Consider the following 23,974-nt stretch of genomic DNA (forward strand, 5'->3'; position numbering starts at 1 on the left):
CCGCCGGCCCGGTCAACGGCAGCCCATCGGCGGGTCAACGGCCGCTTGTGCCCTACCCCTTGCTCGCCCCCAGGGTCAGGCCGGCGACGAAGTGCCGTTGCAGGACCAGGAACACCAAAATCGTGGGCAGCGCGACGAGGACGGAACCCGCCGCGAGCAGGTTGTAGTCGGTGAAGAACTGGCCGCGCAGATTGTTCAGGGCCGAGGTGACGGGGAGTTTGTCGCCGTCGGACAGGAAGACCAGGCCCCAGAGGAAGTCGTTGTACATCCAGGTGAACTGGAGCGTCCCGAGGGCGGCGAGCGCGGGGCGGCACAGCGGGAGGGTGATGCGCCGGTACCGGGCCCAGACCCCGGCGCCGTCGACGATGGCGGCCTCCAGGATCTCCACCGGCAGGGTGCGCATGAAATGGGCCAGGACGAAGACGCAGAAGCCGAGCTGGAAGGCGATCTGCACGACGATGACGGCCCAGTAGGAGTCGTACACGGTCAGGGAGTCGGACATCCAGTACGGCAGCGGAATCTTGTTGAAAAGGACGTACAACGGGGTGACGATCACCTGTTGGGGCAGCAGGTTTCCCGCGGTGAAGACCATCAGCAGGACCGTGCCGCCGCGTATCCGCAGCCGGGCGACGGCGAAGGCCACGAAGGACGCCAGGAAGAGCGTGACCACCACGCCGGGGACCGCGATGACGAGCGAGTTCACGAAGTACTTGCCCATACCGGAATCGACGAATGCCTGCCGGTAGTAGTCGAAGGAGAGATGGCGCGGAAGCGAGAAATAGCCGTACTTCGCGGTCTCCTCGTAGGGGCGCAGTGAGGCGTAGACGGCCAGCAGCAGCGGGGCGAGGAAGGCCAGCGAGACGACGAGCAGAAAGGCGTGGACGCCGAGTCGGCCGCGGGAGCGGGGGCGGACCGGGGCGGGAGTGGCGGAGAGGGTCATCGCCGCTTTTCCCCGCGGAGTTCCTGGACGAGATAGGTCACGATGAATCCCATGGAGACGAGCAGCAGGACGACGGCGATCGCCGAGCCGAATCCGATCCGGCCGGCCTCCCCGATGATGTTGTCGGTGACCAGCACCGACAGCAGTTCCAGGCCGTTGCGGCCCTTGTTGACCGCATAGACGATGTCGAAGGCGCGCAGCGATTCGATGACGGTGATGACGCCGACGATGACATTCACCGGGCGCAGCGTGGGAAGGACGACGCGGAAGAAGGTCTGCCGCTCGGTGGCGCCGTCGATGGCGGCGGCTTCTTTGAGGGTGGGGTCGACGGATTTCAGGCCGGCGAGATAGAGAATCATGACGTATCCGGTGTGCCGCCAGCAGGCCGCCAGCAGCACCATCCAGATATTGAGGCCGGGATCGCCCAGCCAGTCGGTGGGATTCCTGCCGCCGACCACGGCGTTGAGCGCGCCCTGGTCCCGGGAGAGGATCAGCTGGGCGATGAAGCCGACGACGGCCAGGGAGAGCACCACCGGCATATAGAGCGTCGACTGGTAGAAGCGGCTGAAGCGGACACCGCGGTCGATGAGGACGGCCAGCAGCAGGCCGAAGGGCGCGGCGAACACGCCGAGGAAGACCAGCCACAGAAGGTTGTGACGGACCGCCGGCCAGAATTGCGGGTAGGTGGTGAACAGGTTGTCGTAATTCTTGAAACCGGCCCAGGTGATGTCGCCGACACCGTCCCAGGTGGTGAAGGACAGGCCGACGGAGGCGAGCGTCGGGCCCCAGATCAGGGCGAGATCGAGCAGGATCGGTATGCCCAGCAGCACGCCGAGGACGGCGAGATCGCGGCGGGTGTGGCGCCGCGGTCCGCGTCGTCCGGCGCGCCGTGCGCAGGTATTCGGCACGGTTCTTCGCTCCCCGTCCCTCGCGGCGGTCATATGACGGAATTCCCCGGTCGGCGCGGGCCGGTTGACGGCGGTACGGGGCACGGTCAGCCGGCCGCGAAGATCTGCTTCTTCTGGCGTTCGATGTCGTTCACCAGGCCGTCGATGTCGTCCGGTCTGTTCAGGAACTGCTGGATCGCCTGGATCAGCACGGTCGAGGCGAAGTCGGGCCGGGTGTCGCGGTCCATGAACTGCGATATCTGCCGGGCGCCCGAGACGAGCTGGACGGCCTTTTTCTGTAGCGGTGTGTACGCGGTGGTGTCGGCGCCGCTGTTGACCGCGATGTTGTTCGGGTCGGAGGCCAGGTAGATGTCTTCCGCCGCGGGCGTGGCGAGGTAGGTCAGCAGTTCCCTCGCACCGCTCTTGTCCCTGGCCTTCTTCGACATCAGGAATCCGTCGACCGGCGCCTCGACGGCATCCCGGCCGAAGGCGGGGTCGATCTCGGGAAAGGGGAAGAAGTCCAGGTCGTCGCGGTCGGCCGCGCCGAACTGCTGTCCCGGGTGCGGCAGCCCGAGGACGGTCATACCGGCCTTCTTCTGCGCCAGGCTCTGCGCGGCTTCCTGCCAGGTGCGGCCGTTGGCGCCCTGCTGGTGATACGGCAGCAGTCCGCGCCACAGGTCGAAGACCTGCTTGACCTGCGGGCTGTTCCAGGATTTCTGGCCGCTCAGCAACGCGATGTGGAAGTCGTAGCCGTTGGCGCGCATATCGAGGTAGTCGAAGGTGCCCATCGCCGGCCAGCCGTCCTTGTCGCCGAAGGCGAACGGCACCAGCCCGTCCCGCTGCATCTGCTTCGCGAGTGCCCGGTACTCGTCGAAGGTCCGGGGGATCTCGTACCCCTTCTCCTGGAACACGCTCTTCCGGTGGAAGACCGCCCACGGATAGTAGTAGTACGGCACGAAGTACTGCTTGCCGTCCGCACCCGTGGACTGCTTCTTGAGGGCGTCGGAGAATCCGCCGAAGTGCTGCCACAGATCGCTGATGTCCGCGAGCAGGCCCTTCTGCGCGAAGTACTGCATGCGGTTTCCGGCGAACCACATGAAGACGTCGTCCGGGGTGCCCTGGAGATAGCGGTTGATGTTCTCCTGGAAATTCTCGTGGTTGACGGTGTTGACCTTCACCGTCTTCTTCGACTTCTTCTCGTACGCCGCGAAGGCCGCGGCGAACGCCTTCTTCGGTACGGCGTCCGAGGCGTTGGACCCCAGTGAGACGCCGTTCTTCGGACCGCTGTCACAGGCGGCGAGCAGGGACGGCAGGGCGACAGCCCCCGCGCCGAGCGCGGCGCCCCGCAGCAGCGTCCGGCGGGACATCCGATCTCCTGCCGCTTCCCCGTACGCGTCTGAGCCGCTGAACGTTGACCGGACCATGTCCCCCTCCTCAGGGGTGGAACCAAACAGAACCGAACGCGAGTGGTGGGATCTCACCTCCCAACTACCGTGTCAGTCAAGAGATTTGGCAGGAGGAGGAACAACCGTTACCGCTCCTCTTCCAACAGAGTTCAACAAGCCCTACCGTAAACACTCGCCAGTGACCGGTACATGACTCCCCAGCACCTCTCGCGAGGACGGAGAAGCCCCTCATGCACCCGCACACCCGCAGCACACCCCGGCGAAACCGACGAAGAATCGTCGGAGCACTGTCCGTCGCACTGCTCTGCACGGCGGGGGTGACCGCCCTGCCGGCCGCGGCCCGTACGCCCGGCCCGGACGCCTCGGACGCCCCGCGCACCACCCGCACCACCGACGACGCCCCACGGCTGCCCGGCGGACTCGCCAGGACGCCCCCGATGGGGTTCAACAACTGGAACTCCACCCACTGCCGGGCGGAGTTCAACGAGGAGATGGTCAAGGGCATCGCCGACCTCTTCGTCACCAAGGGCCTCAAGGACGCGGGCTACCGGTACGTCAATCTCGACGACTGCTGGGCGCTGCCCGCCCGCGATGCGCACGGCAAGCTCGTCCCCGACCCGCAGCGCTTCCCGAACGGCATCAAGGCGGTGGCCGACTACGTCCACGCCAAGGGCCTGAAGTTCGGCATCTATACGAGCGCCGGCACCAAGACCTGTAGTCCGGTCGGCTTTCCCGGTGCGCTGGGCCATGAGTCCTCCGACGCCCAGCAGTTCGCGGACTGGGGCGTGGACTATCTCAAATACGACAACTGCAACAACCAGGGTGTGGACGCCCGGCAGCGGTACCGCACCATGCGGGACGCGCTGCAAGCCACCGGGCGGCCCATCGTCTACAGCATCTGCGAATGGGGCGAGAACAAGCCCTGGGAGTGGGCGTCGGACGTGGGCCACCTGTGGCGCACCACCGGCGACATCGGTGACAACTGGCCGAGCATGCTCGCGATCCTCAAGCAGAATCTGCCGCTGGCACCGCACGCGGGCCCCGGGCACTGGAACGACCCGGACATGCTGGAGGTCGGCAACGGCGGTATGACCGACACCGAGTACCGCAGCCACTTCTCCCTGTGGTCGATGATGTCCGCCCCGCTGCTGATCGGTTCCGATCTGCGCAAGGCGTCCCCCGCGACCTTCGAGATCCTGGACAACAAGGACGTCATCGCCCTGGACCAGGACGCGCTGGGCAAGCAGGCCACGGTCCACACGTCCGAGGCCGGCCGCTGGACGGTGGTCAAGCAACTGGCCGACGGTGACCGCGCGGTCGCGCTGTTCAACGAGACCGGCCAGCCACAGCGGATCACCACCACCGCCACGGACATCGGCCTCCCGCGGGCGGCCGGCTACCGGCTGCGCGACCTGTGGCAGCACCGGGACTACCACACCGCGGGCACCGTCTCCGCGACCGTGCCGGCCCACGGCACCACCCTCTACCGGGTCTCCGCCGACCGGCACTGGGCGAGCTACCCGCCGTCCGTCGAAACCGGCACCGACCGTACGCCGCTGGTCGAGGCGGGCGCCGCCACCGGCCTCCGCAGCACCGTCGGCAACCTGGGCCGCACGCCCGCCGAGGACGTCACGGTCACTGTCAAGGGCCCGCAGGGGTGGCGGATCCGGGCCACCACCGCAGCGACGGCCCGCGCACTGCCCGGCGGCGGGCGGCTGACCACCACCTGGCGGATCACCGCCCCGCCCGGGGCCGCGCCCGGCGTCCGGCCGCTGACGCTGACCGCCGGCTACCGCGCACCGGACGGACAGCGGATCACCACCACCCTGCCCGGCACGGTCCAGGTCGTGGTGCCACCACCGGCCGGGACCGCGTACGCCGCCGAACTGCCCTGGCTGACGTCCGCCAACGGCTGGGGCCCGGTCGAGAAGAACACCAGCGTCGGGGAGCGCGCGGCCGGTGACGGCGGACCGATCACCATCGGCGGCACCCGCTTCGACCGGGGCCTGGGCGTGCACGCGCCCAGCGAGGTGAGCTTCTACACGGGCGGCCGGTGCACGGCCTTCACCGCGCAGGTCGGCATCGACGACGAGGTGGGCGACAAGGGTTCGGCCGCCTTCGAGGTGTGGGCGGACGGCGAACGGGTCGCCGCGAGCGCCACCCGGACCGGCGCGGACCCCGCCACGACGCTCACCGCCGGCCTCGCCGGGGCCGAGACCGTCCGCCTGGTGGTGACCGACGGCGGCGACGGTGTGGACTACGACCACGCCGACTGGGCCGACGCCAGGTTCAGCTGCTGAGCGAGCAGCGGGCACAGCCGGTGCCGGGCGGACCCGCCCGTCGGGCCCGCCCGGCACCCATCAGGTACGCGGTCCCGGAACGGGCCGGTCGTGCCGTCGGCCAGTGAGGCGGCCGACGCTGACGTGGGCACCGTCAGAGCCGCTGTCGTCAGCGGTATCGGCCCGCCGGACGTGGGTCCACATGCCGTACGTCTCCGGGCGGTTCGGCTTCGCCCGGCGGAGGAGGTGGCCGGTCCCCGTGCAGGCCCCCGTGCCGGTCCCCGCGGTGAGGGTGTCGGCCCGCTGGACGTACCGGGTGTACGGCGTGGTGGTGCGGCACACGTCGCAGTGGGCAGTGGGCATCACCGCGGCCGATGTCCGCGCACGGCGGCCCCGGAGTGGGCTCACCGTGCCGGTCCCGCCCGCCGCCGGCTGCGCCGGGGCCGTTCCCAGCCTGGCCCCGGCGCCTCCCGTCCGTCCCGGTCGGCTCGTCCGCTCCGCACCGCTCACGCTCCCCCGGCGCGATGCCACCGTCGCCGCCCCCTCCCTACGCGCAACGCTGCCCGTATCCCGTGGCCGACGGCAGGACGAGGGGCGCCCGGGTGACGGTGGCGGGCTCAGAGGGCGGGGAGGAAGGCTTCGAGACGGGACTGTTGCGCGGCGGCCGCGGCGGCGCCCACCACCCCTGCGTCCGTGCCCATTTGGGCCGGGACGACGGTCAGATCCGCCACGAAGGACAGCTTGGCGTAGTCGCGCAGGGCGGCGCGCAAGGGGGTGAAGAGGATGTCCCCGGCGCCCGCGACGCCACCGCCGATGACCGCGATCTCGATCTCGACGAGCGTCGCGGTGGCGGCGATCCCGGCGGCCAGCGCCTGGGCGGCCCGCTCGAAGGAGCGCAGGGCGACCGGATCGCCGGCCCGCGCCGCGGCGCCGACGGCGGCCGCGCTGACATCGCCGTCAGGTCCTGGCTGCCAGCCGTTCGCCAGCGCCCGGCGGGCGATGTTGGGACCGCTGGCGATCCGCTCGACACAGCCGCGGGCGCCGCACGGGCACAGGTCGCCGTCGAGATCGACGCTGATGTGGCCGATGTGGCCGGCGTTCCCGGTGGGCCCCGGGTGCAGCTGGCCGTTGAGGACGAGCCCGCCGCCGACACCGGTGGAGACCACCATGCACAGCGCGTTGGCACGGCCGCGCGCCGCGCCCTGCCAGTGCTCCGCCGCGGTCATCGCCACACCGTCGCCGACCAGCACCACCGGCCGCTCACCGACCAGTTCCCGCACACCGGCGACGAGCGGGAAGTCACGCCAGCCGGGGATGTTGACCGGGCTGACCGTACCGGCGGAGGCGTCCACCGGGCCCGCGCTGCCGATACCGACGGTCGCCACCCGCGCCCAGCCGGGATCCGCGGTCAGCTCACCGACCACCTCGGCAACCGCACGCATCACCGTCGCCCCGTCCTTGTCGGCGGGGGTGGGTCGCGTGACCCGTGCGGTCATTCTGCCGGTTCCGTCCACCAGAGCGCCGGCGATCTTGGTGCCGCCAATGTCCAACGCTGCGCTGAGGTACGTGTGCATCGGTGTCGAATCTCCTGGTGGGCATGGAGCCGGGGAGTGTCAGCCCGGCAGGTTATGGGCCAGTCTTAACGCTTTTGACAACGTTGTCTAGAGGCTATGCTCGGCAGCGCACCCCGCTGTCGAAAGAAACAGGACCGCGCACCGTGACCGACACCGCCCGGGGCACCGCCCGCCGCTACGGCACCCGGCCCACGATGAAGGATGTCGCGGCGCGGGCCGGAGTCGGCCTCAAGACGGTCTCGCGCGTGGTCAACGGTGAACCGGGCGTCACGCCCGACACCGAACGGCGCGTCCAGGAAGCCATCACGACGCTGGGCTTCCGCCGCAACGACTCCGCCCGGATCCTGCGCAAGGGCCGCACGGCCAGCATCGGGCTCGTCCTGGAGGATCTCGCCGACCCCTTCTACGGACCGCTCAACCGCGCCGTCGAAGAGGTCGCGCGCAGCCACGGCGCGCTGCTGATCAATGGTTCCAGTGCCGAGGACCCGGCCCGCGAACAGGAGTTGGTGCTCGCGCTGTGCGCGCGGCGGGTGGACGGACTGGTCATCATCCCGGCGGGCGACGACCACCGCTATCTGGAACCGGAGATCGCCGCCGGGGTCGCGACCGTCTTCGTGGACCGGCCGGCCGGCCGGATCGACGCCGATGTCGTACTCTCCGACAGCTTCGGCGGCGCCCGGGAAGCGGTGGCCCATCTGATCGCGCACGGGCACCGCCGGATCGGCTTCATCGGGGACCAGCCGCGGATCCACACCGCGATGGAGCGGCTGCGCGGCTATCGCGCCGCGATGGCGGAGTCCGGGCTGCCGGTCGACGCGTCGTGGGTGTCGCTGGGCTCCACCGCACCCGAGCGTGTACGCGCCGCCGCCGCCGCGATGCTGGCCGGTCCGGAGCCGGTGACCGCGCTGTTCTCGGGCAACAACCGGGTCACCGTCACCGCCGTGCGCATCCTCGGCGAACGGCCGCGCCCGCTCGCGCTGGTGGGCTTCGACGACTTCGAACTGGCCGATCTCGTCTCCCCCGCGATCACCGTCGTCGCGCAGGACGCGGCACGGATGGGACGGACCGCCGCCGGACTGCTCTTCCGCCGGCTGGACGGTATCGAGGAGCCGCCGTGCCGGGTGGAGATCCCGACCCGCCTGATCACCCGCGGCTCCGGCGAGATCCCGCCCGAGGACGTCTGACGGACCGAGGACGCCTGACCGGCCGGGTAAGCCCGGCCGGCCGGAGACCGCCGGCCGGGCACGCACGGCCCGAACTGATCCCACCGGCCGGACGTGCGCAGGCGGCGGCAGTCGGCCGGCAGCCGGGACGCCGCGCCGGCCGAGCGGGTCCGTGACCGTAGCCGCGGCCGCCGCTACGGCGACCGGTACGCGCGGCTCAGGACTCGTGTACGGTCCGACGGCGTGCCGGTCCGCGGCGGTGCGCGAAAGTGTCATCTGCCTCTCCCCCGTGCAGTTCTGACGCAACGGCATTCATGCTCGCACGAGGCACTGACAACGCCGCCGCCCCGCGTCCGGGCCCCGACGGGACCGCGCCCACGAGGCGACGGGAGGTGCGGGACGGCGAGCGGTGCGGGACGGCGGTGTGGCCGACGGCAGCGTGGCCGGCGGTGTCAGGCCGTCTTCACCGGGCGGCCCGCGAGTGCGTCGAGGTCGGCTCGGGTCAGGCCGGTCAGCCGGGCGACCTCGGAGGTGTCGACGGCGCCGCAGTCCAGCCCGCGCAGCAGGTAGCCACTGAGCGCCCTGGCGGTCGCCGGCTCGTCCATGACATCGCCGCCGGCCTTGGCGACATACGCCGCGAGCCGGGCCGAAGCCTGCTCCAGGCCCTCGCGGTAGAAGGCATAGACCGCCGCGTAACGGGTGGGCAGGTGGCCCGGATGCATGTCCCAGCCCTGGTAGTAGGCGCGGGCCAGCGACCGGCGGACGAGGCCGTGGTGCAGCCGCCAGGCGTCGTGTACCCGGGATGTCGGGCCGACCGGCAGGACGTTGGTGGAGCCGTCCGAGAGCCGGACTCCGGTGCCCGCGGCGGCGGCCTGCATCACGGCCTTGGCGTGGTCGGCCACCGGGTGGTCCAGGGACTGGTGGGCGGCGCTGACACCGCAGGAGGCGCTGTAGTCGAAGGTGCCGTAATGCAGGGCCGTGGCCCGGCCCTCGGCGGCCTCGATCATGCGGGCGACGGTGGCGCGGCCGTCGGCACCCAGGATCGACTGGGTGGTCTCGATCTGTATCTCGAAGCCGAGCCGGCCGCTCGCCAGCCCGGCGGCCTTCTCGAACTCCGCCAGCAGCCGGACCATGGCGGTGACCTGCTCGGCGTAGGTCACCTTGGGAAGCGTCAGGACGAGCCCGTCGGGCAGACCGCCGGCCGCCATGAGACCGGTGAGGAAGATGTCGAGGGTGCGGATGCCGCGGTCGCGGACGGCGGCTTCCATGCACTTCATCCGGATGCCCATATAGGGGGCCCCGGTCCCCTCCTTGCCGGCGGCGGCGACCAGCGCGGCGGCGTGTGCGGCCGCCTCGTCCTCCTCGGCGTCCGGGCAGTGGCCGTAGCCGTCCTCGAAGTCGATGCGCAGGTCCTCGACAGGCTCGCGCACCAGCTTGGCGCGGACACGGTCGTGGACCGGCCCGGCGAGTTCGTCGGGGATGCCGAGGACGGCGGCGAACGCGGCGGCGTCGGGGGCGTGCGCGTCGAGGGCGGCGAGCGCCTGGTCGCCCCAGGAGCGCAGGGTTCCGGCGGTGAAGACATCACCGGGGACGTAGACGGTGTGGACCGGCTGGCGGGTGCCGGGGTCGCCCGGGTAACGGCGCGCCAGATCCGCGTCGGTCACGGCGAGAGCGGCGCCGATCTCCGTGCGTACGGTGTCCGCAAGGCTCGTCGCCACGGTCTCCTGCTGCCCCATTCGACACCCTCCCGGTGCTCACGCCCGGCGATCGGACGTTTCCCCGCATTCCATCCAACGGAATCAACAATCCGTATGGCGAACCTAATCGCGCCGCCTGCCGGGGTCAACACCCTCCTCCGGAGGCGGCGCAGGCCAGGGGCCCGGGACCGGGTGCACGGTGAGCGGAAACAACTCCGTGGCGTACGGCGGCCCGTCCGGTCACACTCACCCCATGACTTGGATCGCACCACAGACAGAACGCCGGGACATGCCGACAGCCGTCGGCGAACGGGAGATGCTCCAGGGGTGGCTGGACTGGCACCGCGACACCCTGCTCACCAAGTGCGCGGGGCTCACCCCGGACCAGCTCGTCACGGCGAGCGCCCCGCCCTCCAACCTCACGCTGCTCGGTCTCGTCCGGCACATGACCGAGGTCGAGCGCAGCTGGTTCCGGCAGCGCTTCCTCGGTGAGCAGACCGGCGACCTCTACTTCAGCGCCGACAATCAGGACGCCGATTTCGACGACGCCGCCCCGGCCGGCGCCGAGGCCGACTTCGCGGCCTTCCGCGCCGAGATCGTGAGCTGCGACGCGGCGATGACGGATCGCGGGCTGGACGAGACCTTCGCCGGTCCACGCGACCGCACGCTGAACCTGCGCTGGATCTACGTCCACCTGATCGAGGAGTACGCGCGCCACAACGGCCACGCGGATCTGCTGCGCGAGCGCATCGACGGCGTCACCGGCGACTAGTGCCGAGACCGGCAATGTTTGCCGGTCACGGCACTGGGGCCTGTCCGGAGTCGTGATCACGTGACGGGAAAAGAGGTGGGCGGGATCGCATCGGGCTGGTAGCTTGCGGTCGACCGTGACACCGCCCGAGGAGGTGAGACCCATGAACGCAGTATCGACGTGGGTGCTCCCCCTTCCCGTCACGGCCGGGCGATTGACGTAGGTGTCGCCGGGAGCGCCTCGACAACAAGGCACTCCCGAAAGGCAACACCTATGCATTCTGCGCAGTTCACCGCCGAGTCGTCGTCGAACGGCATGGTCGAGCGCGACTTCATCGTGGGCGAGGTCCCCGGCGTTCTCTGGTCGCCGGCGTCCGGGCCCGGCCGGGCACCCCTGGTGCTGATGGGCCACGGTGGGGGCGCCCACAAGAAGCATCCGGCGATGGCGGGCCGGGCACAGCGCCTCGTGACCGGCTGCGGCTTCCATGTCGCCGTCATCGACGCGCCCGGTCACGGCGACCGGCCGCGCACGGCGCGCGACGAGCAGGAGATCGCCGAGCTGCGCAAGGCGCAGGCGGCGGGCGAGCCGGAAGGCCCGATCGTCGTCCGTTACAACGCCCGCCTGGCGGAGCTCGCCGTGCCCGAGTGGCAGGCGGTCCTGGACGCCCTTCAGGAACTTCCGGAGATCGGCGCCGATGGGCCGGTGGGCTACTCCGGCATCGGCCTGGGCACCGCGATCGGGGTGCCGCTGGTAGCGATCGAGCCCAGGATCACGGCCGCGGTCTTCGGCCTGATGTGGCCCGATGCCCTGGTCGAGAAGGCGAAGCAGGTCACTGTCCCGATCGAGTTCGACATGCAGTGGGACGACGAACGCATCCCGCGCGAGGCCGGCCTCGCGCTGTTCGACGCCTTCGCCTCGAAGGAGAAGACGTTGCACGCCAACGCGGGCGAGCACTTCGACTTCCCCAGGTTCGAGGCCGACAGCGCGGTCCGGTTCTTCGCCCGGCACTTCGGCCGGACGGTCACCTCGCCGGCCTGACGTGCGCGGTCGCGGCGTCCGGCCGGACGCCGCGACCGCGGGCCCAGGCTGAGGCTGCGCATCCAGATGATGGATCCGCGTAGCTGGAGCCCCGCCAGGTGGCTCGCAAGCCTCTTGTCGTAGCGCGTGGCCAGGCCCCGCCACACTCGCATCTTGTTGATGCACGCTCCACCGTGTGGCGCTCCTCGTACTGCTCAGCGTCATGGGCCCCCGGCCGGCCGCCATCCCTGCCGCGCTTCTTGCGGTTCGCGGCCTGATCGGCCTGCTCCGGGATGACCGCGATCCCGCGTCTGCGCAGTCGGGCGCGGCTCGCCCGCGGGGAGTACGCCCCATCGGCAGCTACCGCGTCCGGTCGGGTGCGCGGGCGGCCCACCGGTCCGCGCACCCTGACCTTCTCCAGCACCGCGATGAACTGGGCCGGTTTCGTTTGGATCAGTCGGTTGTTGGGCCGGGTGTGCCGTCAACAGATGCGCAGTGGGCGCGGATCGAGCCGTTGCTCCCGGACCGTACGCCGAAGCGGGGTGACCGCCGGCGGGATCGCCGCCAGGTGATCGACGCGATCGCCTTCACCTCCCGGACCGGAACGCAGTGGGTGCACCTGCCGGAGAAGTCCGGCAACTGGCGCGGCATCTGCCACCGGCTGCGGATGTGGGCCGTCGACGCACCCTGGGAGCGGGTGTTCACCACGCTGATGGCCCAGGCCGACGCCGACGAGGACCTGGCCTGGCCGTATCGGTGGACTCCACGGCCGGGCGCGCTCACCAGCACGCTGCCTGCGCCCGGAAAAAGAAGGGGGCCCCGGCCGACGAACCCGCCGACCACGCCATCGGCCGCTCCCGTGGCGGACCGACCACGGAGATCCCTCTCGCTGCCGATTCCCGCTGCCGGCCTCTGGCGTTCGTTCTCACCGCGGGCCAGGTCGGCGACGCGCCCGCCTTCACGGGTGTCATGCCCGCCTGCGTGTTCCCCGACGGCGTAGTCGTCCGCGCACCAGGCCGGACGTGGCGTCGGCGGACAATGCCTACTCATCTCGCGCGATCCGTGACCACCTGCGCAAGCGCGGTATCCGGGCGGTGAACCCGTCCCGGCGGACCAGCGGGGTCACCGGCTGCGACGAGGCAGCCGGGGCGGTGGACCGACGGCCTTCGATCGCGAGGCAGGCAAGCAGCGCAACACGTCGAGAGGTGCATGTGACCGCCTGAAGCAGTGGCGCGGTATCGCGACCCGCTACGAGAAGACCGCAACCATCTACCTGGCCGGACTCCACACCGCTGGCATCCTCGTCCGATCCGCCCGGCAATCCAAACGAAAGCCCCCAGGCCGCCACCTGCCGCGAGGAGATCCGCCTCCAGGCCGGCAAACCTGCGCGGCCGCATGCCTGCCCGCTGCCTCTACACCGCCCGGTGGTCGCCGGCCGGCCTCGAACCCGCCCGGCGGGCGCCCGCCGACCACCGTTCCGGGCGCCCCCGGCGTGGCTCAGCCGTGCAGGTGCTGGAGGGCCGAGGCCGGGGTCCGGCTCACGTACCAGCCGTCGACGCGGGGTCCGACGAGGTCGGCCGGCCAGCCGGCCGTGTCGACCGCGGCCTGGTAGACGGCGTCGCCGAACACCACGATCGCCTGATGCGGGTCCTCGGTCTGCCGCAGGACGTCCCACGGCAGCAGCACCAGGCCGACGTCCGCGTCCCAGGTGGCGCCCTCCACCCCCCAGGACCGGCCCTCCAGACCGTCCGGCTGCGGCCAGATGTAGGCGTACATGCCGATGCTCGGTCTGTCCGGCACGTTCTTGAACGAGAAGCCCACCGAGACGTACGCGTTGAGCTGCGCGTTCTGCATGAACGGCGGCGCGTTTTGCGGCGGGGTGGTGGGCTGCGCCCGGTGCCGGGTGGCGGACAGGTCGAACCCGCCCCACATCACACCCACCGGCGGGCGGTGACCCAGGAAGGGCGCCTGCCAGGACTCCAGCCCGCCGGTGGCCAGGTTCATGGCCTGCCACATCAGATGGGCCGCGTGCGGGTTCCACGTCCGTTCGGTGCGGTCGTCCTCGAAGGTGGGCGGGGCGCCTGGGATCTCGCAGATCAGCGAGGTGCGCGGGCGGGGTATACCGAGTTCGGCCGCGGTGTCGCAGAACGCCCGGTAGAACGAGGCGACCGACTCCCCGGACAACGGCAGTCTCTGCTCGTCCTTGTCCGTCTCGATCACGACATCACCGTCGAGCAGACGGTAGTGCACGGTGAAGGTCACGCCCCGGTGGCGGAACGTCGGCGTGCCGAGTCCGCGGGGCGTGATGCCCAGGACGATGTTGCCCCAGCCCGCTTCGAAGGGATCGTCCAGGGTGTATTTGCCCGCGACCTGAACGATCCGGTTCACGTAGTCGACCATGGGCGCCAGTTCCGCGCGGTCGAGCTCCGGCCACGCGGCGAGACGTTCGCTCACGGGGAGCCTCCCAGCGTGTCGATGAGGTCGCCGGTACCCGTCGGCATGGGGTGCAAGGGCCGGTGTGCACACGTACCGTGCGGTGACGGGCCGGCCTCCGGCACCGAAGTGCGGTCCTCGCCCATCGTCCCACGCGGTCCGGCGTTGTGCCCGCTCGCGGGTACCGCTGCCGGCCGCGCACGCGGTCCGCAGCACGTTCTGCCGGATCGTCTGTAACGTCGCAGGATGACGACGTGAGACCGGGGGGCACGCCCTCGCCCCATTCCCCCGCCCAGTGGCCGGGCGTATCGAAGAAGAGGGCGTACCGGTGGAGTTGACCTTCGTGGACTGCGTCCCCTCGCCCGCCCGATCATGGACGCGACGCTGACGGGGGTCAGCGGGGGCGCGCCGGAGTCGGCGTTCCAGCAGGTCGCGCAGGCGGACGGGGCCATCGCCGCCACGCCCGCCATCAACGCCTCCTTCAGCGGACTGTTCATGTCCTTCTTCGACGTGATGCCGGAGCAGACCCTCTCGGACATGCCCGTCCTCATCGGCGCGACCGGCGGCACCGAGCGGCACTCCCTGGTGCTCGGACACGCCCTGCGGTCCTCTTTCTCGTACCCGCACGCGATCGTCTCGCCCTCTGCCCTTGGCCGATGCGTGGGTGGTGAAGACTCCGGTCTGGCGGCTCTCGGTGCGGCCGGCGGTGCCGGAGTACTGCCTTCGCACGCCGGCGGAGGTGGTGCCCTTCTTGGGGAAGCCGGTGTTGTCCACGTTCAAGACTCCGTCCCGGGTGCCGAGGCGCTCGGCGTGCCCCTCGGGTCCGGAACAGACCGCATGGATCACGACTCCGGACAGGCCCTGGTAGGCCGCGAGGGGTGTCCGCCCGGTAGTGCGGCGGCGCACCCGGAGCCGCCGGCCACCATCGCCGGCCCGCCACCCTCGCACCAACGGCACGAGGCCCCGTACGCGCGGTGCGTACGGGGCCTCGTGCCGCTGCCGGTGGCAGGCCGCGGAGAGCCGGGGGCTCAGCCCTTGCGGGCGTTGACCTCGTCGGTGAGGGCCGGGACGACGTTGAACAGGTCGCCGACGACGCCGTAGTCGACCAGGTCGAAGATCGGGGCCTCGGCGTCCTTGTTGATGGCGACGATGGTCTTCGAGGTCTGCATACCGGCACGGTGCTGGATCGCGCCGGAGATGCCCGCCGCGATGTACAGCTGCGGCGAGACCGACTTACCGGTCTGGCCGACCTGGTTGGTGTGCGGGTACCAGCCCGCGTCCACCGCGGCACGCGAGGCGCCGACGGCCGCGCCGAGCGAGTCGGCGAGCGCCTCGATGACCGGGAAGTTCTCGGCGCCGTTGACGCCGCGGCCGCCGGAGACCACGATCGCGGCCTCGGTCAGCTCCGGGCGGCCGGTCGACTCGCGCGGGGTGCGCGAGACGATCTTCGTGCCCTTGGAGGAGTCGGCGACGGTCACCGCGAGCTGCTCGACCGTACCGGCGGCCGGCGCGGCCTCCGGGGCGGCGGAGTTCGGCTTGACCGTGATGACCGGAGTGCCCTTGGTGATGCGGGACTTGGTGGTGAAGGACGCCGCGAAGACGGACTGCGTCGCCACCGGGCCCTCGTCGCCGGCCTCCAGGTCGACGGCGTCGGTGATGATGCCGGAGCCGATGCGGACCGCGAGCCGGGCCGCGATCTCCTTGCCCTCCACGGAGGAGGGCAGCAGCACGGCGGCCGGGGAGACCGCGTCGTAGGCGGCCTGCAAGGCGTCCACCTTGGGGGCCACGAGGTACTCGGTGAACTCCGGGGCGTCGGCGGCCAGGACCTTCACCGCGCCGTGCTCGGCGAGCACGGCGGCGGCGGTGTCCGCACCGGCGCCCAGGTGTACGGCCACCGGCTCGCCGATGCGGCGGGCGAGGGCGAGGAGTTCGAGGGTGGGCTTGCGGACGGCACCGTCCACGTGGTCGACGTAGACAAGGACTTCAGCCATGGGATGACTCTCCTGCGGGAAGAAGGAAGGCGGTTGAGAAGAGGCGGGGCTCAGATGAACTTCTGGCCCGCGAGGAACTCGGCGAGCTGCTTGCCGCCCTCACCCTCGTCCTTGACGATCGTGCCGGCCGTACGGGCCGGGCGCTCGGTCGCTTCGTCGACCGTGGTCCAGGCACCTTCGAGGCCGACCTCGTCCGCGTCGATCTCCAGGTCCTCCAGGTCGAGGGACTCCACCGGCTTCTTCTTCGCGGCCATGATGCCCTTGAAGGAGGGGTAACGGGCCTCGCCGGACTGGTCGGTGACGGACACGACGGCCGGCAGCGCGGCCTCCAGCTGCTCGCTGGCGGTGTCGCCGTCCCGGCGGCCGGTCACCTTTCCGCCGGCCACGGCGACCTCGGAGAGCTGGGTCACCTGAGGCACGTTCAGCCGCTCGGCGAGCAGCGCGGGCAGCACGCCCATGGCACCGTCGGTGGAGGCCATACCGCAGACGACCAGGTCGTAGCCGGTCTTCTCGATGGCCTTGGCGAGCACCAGCGAGGTGCCCAGCGCGTCGGTGCCGTGCAGGTCGTCGTCCTCGACGTGGACGGCCTTGTCGGCGCCCATCGACAGCGCCTTGCGGAGCGCGTCGTTGGCGTCCTCGGGGCCGACGGTCAGGACCGTGATCTCCGCGTCGTCGGCAGCTTCCTTGATCTGAAGGGCCTGCTCGACGGCGTACTCGTCGAGCTCCGAGAGGAGGCCGTCCACGTCGTCGCGGTCGACGGTCAGGTCCTCGGCGAAGTGCCGGTCGCCGGTGGCGTCGGGCACGTACTTCACACAGACAACGATCCTCAAGCTCACGCCGGCTCTCCTACCTGCTTCGTCTCTTCAGAACTGCCTTGTGCTGGCAGCATAGGCGCCTGTTGGGGCGGCTCCCGGTCGGTTGCGGAACCTCGCGCCGACCCGAATATTACTCGCCAGTACATACAGTCTCGTCCCCGGAATCAAGGCCGTTGAACTGTGACCTTGCCAACGGCCCCGACCCGGGGGACGACGGAGCGGCGGGGAACCCTTCAGTCCCGCAGCGCGTTGAAGCGCCCCTGGTGGTAGAGGAGCGGCCGGCCCGGTCCCGAGGGGTCGCCGACGACCGGCTGGGCGAGCACGATCCGGTGGTCGCCGGCCGGCACCCGTGCCACCACCCTGCACACCAGCCAGGCCAGTACGCCGGTGAGGAGGGGTACGCCCTCGGGGCCGGTGCGCCAGGAGGTGGCCGGTCCGAAGCGGTCCGCGCCGCTGCGCGCGAAGGTGGCGGCCAGGTCCTGCTGATGCTCGCCGAGCAGGTGGACGCCGATGTGCTCGGCCTCGGCGACGGCCGGCCAGCTGGAGGCTCCGGTGGCGATGCCGAACGAGAGCAGCGGGGGCGCGGCGGCGACGGAGGTCAGGGAGGTGGCGGTGAAGCCGACGGGGCGGGAGCCGTGCGCGGTGATCACCGCGACGCCCGCGGCGTGCTGCCGGAAGACGGAGCGCAGGAGATCGGGGGCGGTGGTGCGAGGCGTACCGAGGTCGGGCGAGGCCGTCATGGAATTGTCCTTCTGCTGTGGTGTACGAGCCCAGGCGGAGCCGCCGGCGGCCACGAGGCGCCGGCGGCACTGTTGTCGTCGTTGCTCACACACCCGGACAGCGCGCGCTGGCGGTACGCAGAAGGTCGACGTGCGCACGTCCGTACAGAAGGGTCCCTGACCGCATAACGTCAGAGTGACGATGCCCGGCCCGCACCGTCAAGGGCCGCCCGGTATCTGGGAGATCAATCACGGACGGCCACGCCCAGTGCGGCGATGACGTCCGCCTTGCGCGGCAGCCCCGCGGCCCGGCGCACGATCGCGCCGCCCGCGTCGAGCACCAGCACCGTGGGCGTGCGCACGATGTCCAGGGTCCGGACGAGATCGAGCCGGGCCTCGGCGTCGATCTCCACGAGCGCGACCCCGGCCACCATGTCCGCGACCTCGGTGAGGGTGCGCCGAGTGGCGCGGCAGGGCTGGCAGAAGGCGGTGGAGAACTGCACCAGCGTGGCCCGCTCCCCCAGTTCCGCGCCGATCTCGGCGGCGCCCAGCCGCTCCCCGTCGTCCCGCCCTGGCACCCTGCGCCTCCCGTTGGATCCGGCCCCGGACCTGGCCCCCGTCATGGACCACGCCCCCGTCATGAACCGTGTGTCATCGGCGGGTGCAGCGTCCGCCCGGCCGTAAACATTCCCGCCCGGTCACCTGCCGGGACGTGAGGTGTACCTTCTGTTGCGGAGGGCGAGCGCGGAAAGTGAACCCCACGTGACGAGAATCTCTCGGCCGCGCCCCCTGACGCGGTGGCTCCTGGGGCCGTCATCGGGCACGATCTCCCGGAGCCGCACACTTACGGCCGCGTAGGTTTCCGCCGGGAGAACCCTCCCCAGGCACAGAAAAGGGGTCCTCCGACATGGCAGAGCTCGTCTATCCCCCCGTGATCGGTGCGGCCCGCACCGTCTTCAAGGCGCTCGACCTCAAGTTCGACATCGCCGGGGCGGACAACATTCCGCGCCGTGGCGGAGCCGTGCTGGTCAGCAATCACATCGGGTATCTGGACTTCGTCTTCTGCGGTCTGGCGGCGAGACCGGCCAAGCGGCTGGTGCGGTTCATGGCCAAGGACTCGGTGTTCCGGCACAAGGTGTCGGGGCCGCTGATGCGGGCGATGAAGCACATCCCGGTGGACCGTTCACAGGGCGTGCACGCCTATAAGAACGCGCTCTCCGCGCTGCGTTCGGGCGAGATCATCGGGGTCTTCCCCGAGGCGACCATCTCCGAGTCGTTCACTCTGAAGAACTTCAAGTCCGGTGCGGCGCGGCTGGCGCAGGAGGCCGGGGTGCCGCTGCTGCCGATGGCGCTGTGGGGCACCCAGCGGCTGTGGACCAAGGGCCACAAGCGCGATCTGGGCCGCAGCCACTACCCGGTCACGATCCGGGTGGGCGAGCCGATGGAGGCCGATCCGGCGGAGTCGGCGGAGAAGGTCACCGACCGGCTGCGGGCCCGGGTGCAGGAGCTGCTGGAGGCGGCGCAGCGCGCCTATCCCGTACGCCCCAGGGGTCCCGAGGACACCTGGTGGATCCCGGCCCACCTCGGCGGCACCGCACCGGCCACGCCCGGGACGGCCGGCTAGCGGGAGCGCCCCGGAGGCGAGCGGCACGGTCTCCCGAGACGCTCGGCGGCAGCTCAGACGCGGATCTCGCCGATCTCGATGCGGGCGTCGGGGCAGAGCTTGTGCAGCGCCTCGGCGAGTTCGGCAGCGGCGGCCGACAGCTCGTCCAGGGACATCGGTGCCATCCGCTCCAGCAGGAAGAGGGCGCTGACCGACTCCTCGGTCAGGCGGGTGCGGACGCCCTGGCGCCAGTTCCAGCGACGGCAGGTGACGCCCGCGTCGTCGCACCAGACGACCTCGCCCGGCTCGGGATGCTCGACGACCTCCGCACCGCCCGCCGCGGTCGCGAACGGCTCCTCGCCGGTGGCCCGGACGAGCCGCATATCGCCCTGGATACGGTCCAGGTCCTCACCGCCGACGGGGATGAGGTGGGCGACGCTGATGGCGTTGTAGAGGTCGACGAGACGGTTGATGCGCGGCAGTCCGCCGTCCGCGAGGGCGCGTTTGGCCAGTGCCTCGGCGGAGTTGCGGGTCCGCGAGGGCTTGGCGCCGAAGGCGGTGTACGCGGCGCGCCAGGCGGCGAGGTGCGGATCGTCCTGCGGTGCGCGGCCGGCCAGCCGCTCCGTGAGCCGGCGGGTGGCCTCGTTCAGCAGCGCCGCACCGGTCTCGTCGCTGGGCCCGTTGGTCAGTCCGTGCGCTTCGACGGCGAGATGGCCGAAGCCGGGCGCGAGCGCGCGGACATCGTCGGAGACGTGCAGGGTGCGGGTCATCGCCGTTCCTCGGAGTTCGGTGGGGAGGGTCTGCCGGAGGCGGCCGGGCGGCAGCCTCCGGAGGCATTGCAGCACGACCCGGCGTGGTTCAGCAAACTACACCGGAAGGTCCACTTCACTGGACTCGCCACAGCTCACAGCGATGCGCCCGGCGCGTGCCGAGGGCACGTCGGTCGGGCGCATCGCGGTACGACAGGGGTGGGGCGGGCACTGCTTCGACGCCCCGCCTCAGCGGCTGATCTCCTCCCGGAGCGCGTCGACGAATCCGTCGACGTCCTCCGTCGTCGTGTCGAACGAGCACATCCAGCGCACATCGCCGGCCCGCTCGTCCCAGAAGTAGAAGCGGTAGCGCTTCTGGAGCCGTTCGCTGACGTCGTGCGGCAGCCGCGCGAACACCGCGTTGGACTGCACCGGGTGGAGGATCTCCACGCCGTCGATCCCCCGTACGCCGGCCGCCAGCCGCTGCGCCATGGTGTTGGCGTGGCGGGCGTTGCGCAGCCACAGGTCGCGGGCGAGCAGCGCCTCCAGCTGCACCGAGACGAAGCGCATCTTGGAGGCCAGCTGCATGGACAGCTTGCGCAGATGCTTCATCGCGCGCACCGCGTCGGAGTTGAGGACGACCACCGCCTCCCCGAAGACCGCGCCGTTCTTCGTGCCGCCGTAGGAGAGGATGTCCACGCCCACGGCGTTGGTGAAGGCCCGCATCGGGACGTCGAGCGATGCGGCGGCGTTGGCTATCCGCGCGCCGTCGAGGTGCACCAGCATCCCGCGCTCATGGGCGTGTTCGCAGATCGCCCGGACCTCGTCGGGGGTGTAGACGGTGCCCAGCTCGGTGCTCTGGGTGATCGAGACGACCTGGGGCATGGCGCGGTGCTCGTCGTCCCAGCCGTACGCCTCGCGGTCGATCAACTCCGGGGTGAGCTTGCCGTCCTCGGTCGGTACGGTCAGCAGCTTCAGCCCGCCGACCCGCTCGGGGGCGCCGCACTCGTCGACGTGGATGTGCGCGGTGTCGGCGGCGATCACCGCGCCCCAGCGGTCGGTCACCGCCTGGAGGGCGACGACATTGGCACCGGTGCCGTTGAAGACCGGGAACGCTTCCGCGCTCTGCCCGAAGTGGCTGCGGATGATCCGCTGGAGATGTGCGGTGTAGTCGTCCTCGCCGTAGGCGACCTGGTGGCCGCCGTTGGCGAGGGCGAGCGCGGCGAGGATCTCCGGGTGCGCACCGGCGTAGTTGTCGCTGGCGAAACCGCGTACCTGGGTGTCGTGGTGCTGCCGGGCGTCGGTCTTCTTTCCGGTCACGGCTCGGGGGTCAGCCACAGACGCTGTCCATTCACTTCATGGGCGGGCCTGTTCCAGACCCCGGCGATGGCCTCGGCCAGCTCCGTGACGTCCGTGAAGCCCGCGAACTTTGCGTTCGGTCGTTCGGCGCGCATCTGGTCGTTGACGAGCGCCTTCACGATCAGGATCGCAGCCGCGGCGCGCGGGCCGTCCGGGCCCCCCGACTTGCGGAACGCGTCCGCCAGCGCCAGCGTCCAGGCTTCGGCCGCCGCCTTGGAGGCGGCGTAGGCGGCGTTGCCGGCGGTCGGCTTGCTGGCGCCGGCCGCGCTGGTGAGCAGATAGCGGCCGTTGCCGCCCCGTTCGAGCGCGGCGTGGAAGGCCAGGGAGGTGTGCTGGACGGTGCGCACCAGCAGCTTGTGGAGGAGTTCCCAGTCGTCCAGGTCGGTTTCGGCGAAGCTCGCCGAGCCGCGCCAGCCGCCGACGAGGTGGACCAGACCGTCGATCCGCCCGAACTCCTTCTCCGTGCGGTCCGCCCAGTCGCGGGTGTGCTCCAGATCGAGGAGGTCCACCGTGTCGCCGGTGACCGTGGCGCCGCCGTGGGCGTAGCGCGCCGCGTCCACGGCCTCCGCCAGACGGGCGGCGTTCGCGTCCGCGGCGACGACCACCGCACCGGCCTCGGCCAGCCGCAGCAGGGTGGCCCGGCCCGCCGGCCCGGCCGCCCCGGCCACCGCGACGACGGCACCTTCCAGCGGCCCCTGGCCGCCCGTCGAAGTGGTCATCTCCGTCGCCTCCTCATGCTCCTGGACGGCCGGCTTTCCGGCGTCCCGGACGGCCTTCACGCCGCCGCCAGTACGTCGCTGCCGGCCGTGATGCCCTTGGTGGAGGCGATCACCTCGCGCAGCTTCTTGGCGAGCGCCTCGTAGAACATGCTCAGCGGGAACTCGTCCGGAAGGACGTCGTCCACGAGTTTGCGCGGCGGCTGGTCCAGGTTCAGGGCATCCGGTCCCTTGGCCCAGACGGAGCCCGGGTGCGGTGCGAGGTAGGTCGAGACGAGGTCGTACGCGGCGAACCAGTGGACCAGCTTGGGCCGGTCGATGCCGTCGCGGTAGAGCTTTTCGATCTCGCCGCACAGCTGGTTGGTGACCTTGGGCGCCCGCTCCCAGTCGATGTGCAGTGTGTTGTCCGTCCAGCGTACGACGTCGTGCTGGTGGAGGTACGCGAAGAGGAGCTGGCCGCCGAGGCCGTCGTAGTTGCGCACCCGGTCGCCGGTGACCGGGAAGCGGAACATCCGGTCGAAGATCACCGCGTACTGCACGTCCCGGGCCTGGGGGAAGCCCTCGGCCTCCAGCTTCACGGCCTCCTTGAAGGCGGTGAGGTCACAGCGCAGTTCCTCCAGGCCGTACATCCAGAACGGCTGGCGCTGCTTGATCATGAACGGGTCGAACGGCAAGTCGCCGTGGCTGTGCGTGCGGTCGTGGACCATGTCCCAGAGGACGAACGCCTGCTGGCAGCGGTCCTGGTCGGCGAGCATGTCGCGGATGTCCGGCGGGAGCTCGATGCCGAGCGTGGCGACGGCGGCCTCGCTGACCCGGCGGAAGCGGGCGGCCTCGCGGTCGCAGAAGATGCCGCCCCAGGTGAACCGCTCGGGGGCCTCGCGCACGGCGATGGTCTCCGGGAAGAGCACCGCGGAGTTGGTGTCGTAGCCGGCCGTGAAGTCCTCGAAGGTGATGCCGCAGAACAGGGCGTTGTCGTAGCGCGTGCGCTCCAGTTCGGCGAGCCAGTCGGGCCAGACCATGCGCAGCACGACGGCCTCGAAGTTGCGGTTCGGGTTGCCGTTCTGGGTGTACATCGGGAAGACGACGAGGTGCTGAAGGCCGTCGGCGCGCTGCTGGGCGGGCTGGAAGGCGAGCAGCGAGTCGAGGAAGTCCGGTACGCCGAAGCCGTTCTCGGCCCAGCGGCGCAGATCGGCGGCGAGCGCCTGGTGATAGGCGGCGTTGTGCGGCAGCAAGGGTGCGAGCTCTTCGATGGCGGCTATGGCGCGGTCGACCTCGTGGCGGACGGTGGCGGCGCTGGGCGCGTCCTCCGCCAGGAGGTCCACCGAGCCGTCCTTGGCCTGCCAGGGGCGGATGGTCTCGACCGCGTCCTTGAGCACCGGCCATGCGGGGTGCTCGACCACGCGGGCCGCGGTCACGGTGCCCTCCGGGACACCCACAGGCGAAAGGATTTCCGTCATGACTGCCCTCCGGCGGTAGATCGTCTGGTGAGAACACGGTATCCAGCGAGGTTCTCCCGCTTCAAGGGGAACTGTTGAAAATTATTCTGTACAGACCCATGACCACGCCTATTTTTCCCGCACTCGGAGGTTTCAGCGACATTTTCTGCCCGTAGGGCGGGGGCTCTCCGCGCTTCCTCCGGCGGGCCGGAGGGTGCCGGAGGAAGCGCGGAGGCGGCACCGGGCGCCCCCGGACCGGCGCGCGGCGACCGGCGTCAGCGCGGGGAGGACGCGCCCACGCGCGGGTGAGCCGGTCCGCCGGCAGCTGCGCCGGACGGGCGCCCGCGGCACCTTCGGCACCGCGCCGCCCCGGGCGGCCGACCGGGTGAACGTCCGCCGCCGTCCTCGCCGGGAGGGCCTCCCGAGGGTCTGGCAACGG

19 protein-coding genes and 4 pseudogenes are annotated in these 23,974 nt (G+C 70.9%); 7 read left to right on the plus strand and 16 right to left on the minus strand.

The window, feature by feature from the left end; genetic code table 11:
* Window positions 1-52: 52 nt before the first annotated feature.
* Genes ACLJWH_RS18000 through ACLJWH_RS18010 form a run of 3 tightly spaced genes read right to left on the minus strand, consistent with a single transcriptional unit; the run spans window position 53 to window position 3,194 of the window.
* A complete protein-coding gene (locus tag ACLJWH_RS18000; RefSeq protein WP_411142739.1) occupies window positions 53-940 on the minus strand; it encodes a carbohydrate ABC transporter permease in 888 nt (295 codons plus the stop codon).
* Window positions 937-1,881 carry a carbohydrate ABC transporter permease gene (locus tag ACLJWH_RS18005; protein WP_411142740.1) on the minus strand — a complete coding sequence of 315 codons (945 nt, stop codon included), beginning with the start codon at window positions 1,879-1,881 and terminating at the stop codon, window positions 937-939. Before ACLJWH_RS18005 ends, ACLJWH_RS18000 begins: the two co-directional genes overlap by 4 nt.
* A gap of 53 nt (window positions 1,882-1,934) precedes the next feature.
* Window positions 1,935-3,194 (minus strand): ABC transporter substrate-binding protein, encoded by a 1,260-nt coding sequence (locus tag ACLJWH_RS18010; RefSeq protein WP_411142741.1) that lies wholly within the window; start codon window positions 3,192-3,194, stop codon window positions 1,935-1,937.
* 269 nt (window positions 3,195-3,463) lie between these two features.
* Between ACLJWH_RS18010 and ACLJWH_RS18015 the strand changes: the two genes are divergently transcribed.
* Window positions 3,464-5,533 carry an NPCBM/NEW2 domain-containing protein gene (locus ACLJWH_RS18015; protein ID WP_411142742.1) on the plus strand — a complete coding sequence of 690 codons (2,070 nt, stop codon included), beginning with the start codon at window positions 3,464-3,466 and terminating at the stop codon, window positions 5,531-5,533.
* Window positions 5,534-6,129: 596 nt separating this feature from the next.
* On the opposite strand, the gene ACLJWH_RS18020 is transcribed toward ACLJWH_RS18015, so the two are convergent.
* Entirely contained in the window at window positions 6,130-7,086 is a 957-nt protein-coding gene (locus ACLJWH_RS18020) for an ROK family protein (protein WP_381715580.1), read from the minus strand.
* A 143-nt stretch (window positions 7,087-7,229) separates the two neighbouring features.
* Here ACLJWH_RS18020 and ACLJWH_RS18025 point away from each other — a divergent pair, with 143 nt between their 5' ends.
* Window positions 7,230-8,270, plus strand: a complete 1,041-nt coding sequence (locus ACLJWH_RS18025; protein ID WP_411142743.1) for a LacI family DNA-binding transcriptional regulator — start codon at window positions 7,230-7,232, stop codon at window positions 8,268-8,270.
* Between the two features lie 431 nt (window positions 8,271-8,701).
* On the opposite strand, the gene ACLJWH_RS18030 is transcribed toward ACLJWH_RS18025, so the two are convergent.
* Window positions 8,702-9,985: a DUF6986 family protein gene (locus tag ACLJWH_RS18030; protein WP_411142744.1), complete on the minus strand. Its 1,284-nt coding sequence runs from the start codon at window positions 9,983-9,985 to the stop codon at window positions 8,702-8,704.
* 214 nt (window positions 9,986-10,199) lie between these two features.
* Here ACLJWH_RS18030 and ACLJWH_RS18035 point away from each other — a divergent pair, with 214 nt between their 5' ends.
* Complete coding sequence (locus tag ACLJWH_RS18035; protein ID WP_411142745.1) at window positions 10,200-10,718, plus strand: DinB family protein; 519 nt, start codon at window positions 10,200-10,202, stop codon at window positions 10,716-10,718.
* A 252-nt stretch (window positions 10,719-10,970) separates the two neighbouring features.
* A complete protein-coding gene (locus ACLJWH_RS18040) occupies window positions 10,971-11,735 on the plus strand; it encodes an alpha/beta hydrolase (protein ID WP_411142746.1) in 765 nt (254 codons plus the stop codon).
* A 50-nt stretch (window positions 11,736-11,785) separates the two neighbouring features.
* Here the strand turns inward: ACLJWH_RS18040 and ACLJWH_RS18045 are convergent.
* Window positions 11,786-12,150 (minus strand): annotated as a pseudogene (locus tag ACLJWH_RS18045) (IS5/IS1182 family transposase); the annotation flags it as partial.
* A gap of 39 nt (window positions 12,151-12,189) precedes the next feature.
* On the opposite strand from ACLJWH_RS18045, the pseudogene ACLJWH_RS18050 reads away from it, so the two are divergent.
* Window positions 12,190-13,020 (plus strand): annotated as a pseudogene (locus ACLJWH_RS18050) (IS5 family transposase); the annotation flags it as partial.
* A 191-nt stretch (window positions 13,021-13,211) separates the two neighbouring features.
* Here the strand turns inward: ACLJWH_RS18050 and ACLJWH_RS18055 are convergent.
* Entirely contained in the window at window positions 13,212-14,168 is a 957-nt protein-coding gene (locus ACLJWH_RS18055) for a DUF5996 family protein (protein ID WP_411142956.1), read from the minus strand.
* A 351-nt stretch (window positions 14,169-14,519) separates the two neighbouring features.
* On the opposite strand from ACLJWH_RS18055, the pseudogene ACLJWH_RS18060 reads away from it, so the two are divergent.
* Window positions 14,520-14,732 (plus strand): annotated as a pseudogene (locus tag ACLJWH_RS18060) (NAD(P)H-dependent oxidoreductase); the annotation flags it as partial.
* 42 nt (window positions 14,733-14,774) lie between these two features.
* Here ACLJWH_RS18060 and ACLJWH_RS18065 read toward each other — a convergent pair.
* The 5 genes and pseudogenes from ACLJWH_RS18065 to ACLJWH_RS18085 form a co-directional block, all read right to left on the minus strand.
* Window positions 14,775-14,954 (minus strand): annotated as a pseudogene (locus ACLJWH_RS18065) (transposase); the annotation flags it as partial.
* A 221-nt stretch (window positions 14,955-15,175) separates the two neighbouring features.
* Window positions 15,176-16,138 (minus strand): electron transfer flavoprotein subunit alpha/FixB family protein, encoded by a 963-nt coding sequence (locus ACLJWH_RS18070; protein WP_411142747.1) that lies wholly within the window; start codon window positions 16,136-16,138, stop codon window positions 15,176-15,178.
* Between the two features lie 50 nt (window positions 16,139-16,188).
* Window positions 16,189-16,974 (minus strand): electron transfer flavoprotein subunit beta/FixA family protein, encoded by a 786-nt coding sequence (locus ACLJWH_RS18075; RefSeq protein WP_411142748.1) that lies wholly within the window; start codon window positions 16,972-16,974, stop codon window positions 16,189-16,191.
* A gap of 212 nt (window positions 16,975-17,186) precedes the next feature.
* Window positions 17,187-17,693, minus strand: coding sequence for a flavin reductase family protein (locus ACLJWH_RS18080; RefSeq protein ID WP_411142749.1), 507 nt, complete (start codon window positions 17,691-17,693; stop codon window positions 17,187-17,189).
* Between the two features lie 224 nt (window positions 17,694-17,917).
* Window positions 17,918-18,295, minus strand: a complete 378-nt coding sequence (locus tag ACLJWH_RS18085) for a TlpA family protein disulfide reductase (protein WP_411142750.1) — start codon at window positions 18,293-18,295, stop codon at window positions 17,918-17,920.
* Between the two features lie 284 nt (window positions 18,296-18,579).
* Between ACLJWH_RS18085 and ACLJWH_RS18090 the strand changes: the two genes are divergently transcribed.
* Window positions 18,580-19,296, plus strand: coding sequence for a lysophospholipid acyltransferase family protein (locus ACLJWH_RS18090; RefSeq protein ID WP_411142751.1), 717 nt, complete (start codon window positions 18,580-18,582; stop codon window positions 19,294-19,296).
* A 53-nt stretch (window positions 19,297-19,349) separates the two neighbouring features.
* Here ACLJWH_RS18090 and ACLJWH_RS18095 read toward each other — a convergent pair whose 3' ends face one another.
* The 4 genes from ACLJWH_RS18095 to ACLJWH_RS18110 all read right to left on the minus strand — a co-directional run bounded on the left by ACLJWH_RS18095 (window position 19,350) and on the right by ACLJWH_RS18110 (window position 23,556).
* Complete coding sequence (locus ACLJWH_RS18095; protein WP_411142752.1) at window positions 19,350-20,045, minus strand: B3/4 domain-containing protein; 696 nt, start codon at window positions 20,043-20,045, stop codon at window positions 19,350-19,352.
* 228 nt (window positions 20,046-20,273) lie between these two features.
* Window positions 20,274-21,362, minus strand: a complete 1,089-nt coding sequence (locus ACLJWH_RS18100) for a threonine aldolase family protein (protein WP_411142753.1) — start codon at window positions 21,360-21,362, stop codon at window positions 20,274-20,276.
* On the minus strand, window positions 21,341-22,102 hold the full coding sequence (locus ACLJWH_RS18105; protein WP_411142754.1) for an SDR family NAD(P)-dependent oxidoreductase: 762 nt from the start codon (window positions 22,100-22,102) through the stop codon (window positions 21,341-21,343). Before ACLJWH_RS18105 ends, ACLJWH_RS18100 begins: the two co-directional genes overlap by 22 nt.
* Before the next feature lie 56 nt (window positions 22,103-22,158).
* Window positions 22,159-23,556, minus strand: a complete 1,398-nt coding sequence (locus ACLJWH_RS18110) for a DUF6421 family protein (protein ID WP_411142755.1) — start codon at window positions 23,554-23,556, stop codon at window positions 22,159-22,161.
* Window positions 23,557-23,974 lie beyond the last annotated feature (418 nt).

The sequence above is a fragment of the Streptomyces sp. x-80 genome, assembly GCF_046549095.1.
In the GTDB taxonomy this organism is placed as follows: Bacteria; Actinomycetota; Actinomycetes; order Streptomycetales; family Streptomycetaceae; genus Streptomyces; species Streptomyces celluloflavus.

Coding starts and splice junctions, on each gene's coding strand:
- ACLJWH_RS18005 (WP_411142740.1), bottom strand. CDS start 1,881: ATGACCGCCGCGAGGGACGGGGAGCGAAGAACCGTGCCGAATACCTGC.
- ACLJWH_RS18000 (WP_411142739.1), bottom strand. CDS start 940: ATGACCCTCTCCGCCACTCCCGCCCCGGTCCGCCCCCGCTCCCGCGGC.
- ACLJWH_RS18030 (WP_411142744.1), bottom strand. CDS start 9,985: ATGGGGCAGCAGGAGACCGTGGCGACGAGCCTTGCGGACACCGTACGC.
- ACLJWH_RS18015 (WP_411142742.1), top strand. CDS start 3,464: ATGCACCCGCACACCCGCAGCACACCCCGGCGAAACCGACGAAGAATC.
- ACLJWH_RS18070 (WP_411142747.1), bottom strand. CDS start 16,138: ATGGCTGAAGTCCTTGTCTACGTCGACCACGTGGACGGTGCCGTCCGC.
- ACLJWH_RS18020 (WP_381715580.1), bottom strand. CDS start 7,086: ATGCACACGTACCTCAGCGCAGCGTTGGACATTGGCGGCACCAAGATC.
- ACLJWH_RS18080 (WP_411142749.1), bottom strand. CDS start 17,693: ATGACGGCCTCGCCCGACCTCGGTACGCCTCGCACCACCGCCCCCGAT.
- ACLJWH_RS18010 (WP_411142741.1), bottom strand. CDS start 3,194: ATGTCCCGCCGGACGCTGCTGCGGGGCGCCGCGCTCGGCGCGGGGGCT.
- ACLJWH_RS18090 (WP_411142751.1), top strand. CDS start 18,580: ATGGCAGAGCTCGTCTATCCCCCCGTGATCGGTGCGGCCCGCACCGTC.
- ACLJWH_RS18105 (WP_411142754.1), bottom strand. CDS start 22,102: ATGACCACTTCGACGGGCGGCCAGGGGCCGCTGGAAGGTGCCGTCGTC.
- ACLJWH_RS18095 (WP_411142752.1), bottom strand. CDS start 20,045: ATGACCCGCACCCTGCACGTCTCCGACGATGTCCGCGCGCTCGCGCCC.
- ACLJWH_RS18110 (WP_411142755.1), bottom strand. CDS start 23,556: ATGACGGAAATCCTTTCGCCTGTGGGTGTCCCGGAGGGCACCGTGACC.
- ACLJWH_RS18040 (WP_411142746.1), top strand. CDS start 10,971: ATGCATTCTGCGCAGTTCACCGCCGAGTCGTCGTCGAACGGCATGGTC.
- ACLJWH_RS18035 (WP_411142745.1), top strand. CDS start 10,200: ATGACTTGGATCGCACCACAGACAGAACGCCGGGACATGCCGACAGCC.
- ACLJWH_RS18085 (WP_411142750.1), bottom strand. CDS start 18,295: ATGACGGGGGCCAGGTCCGGGGCCGGATCCAACGGGAGGCGCAGGGTG.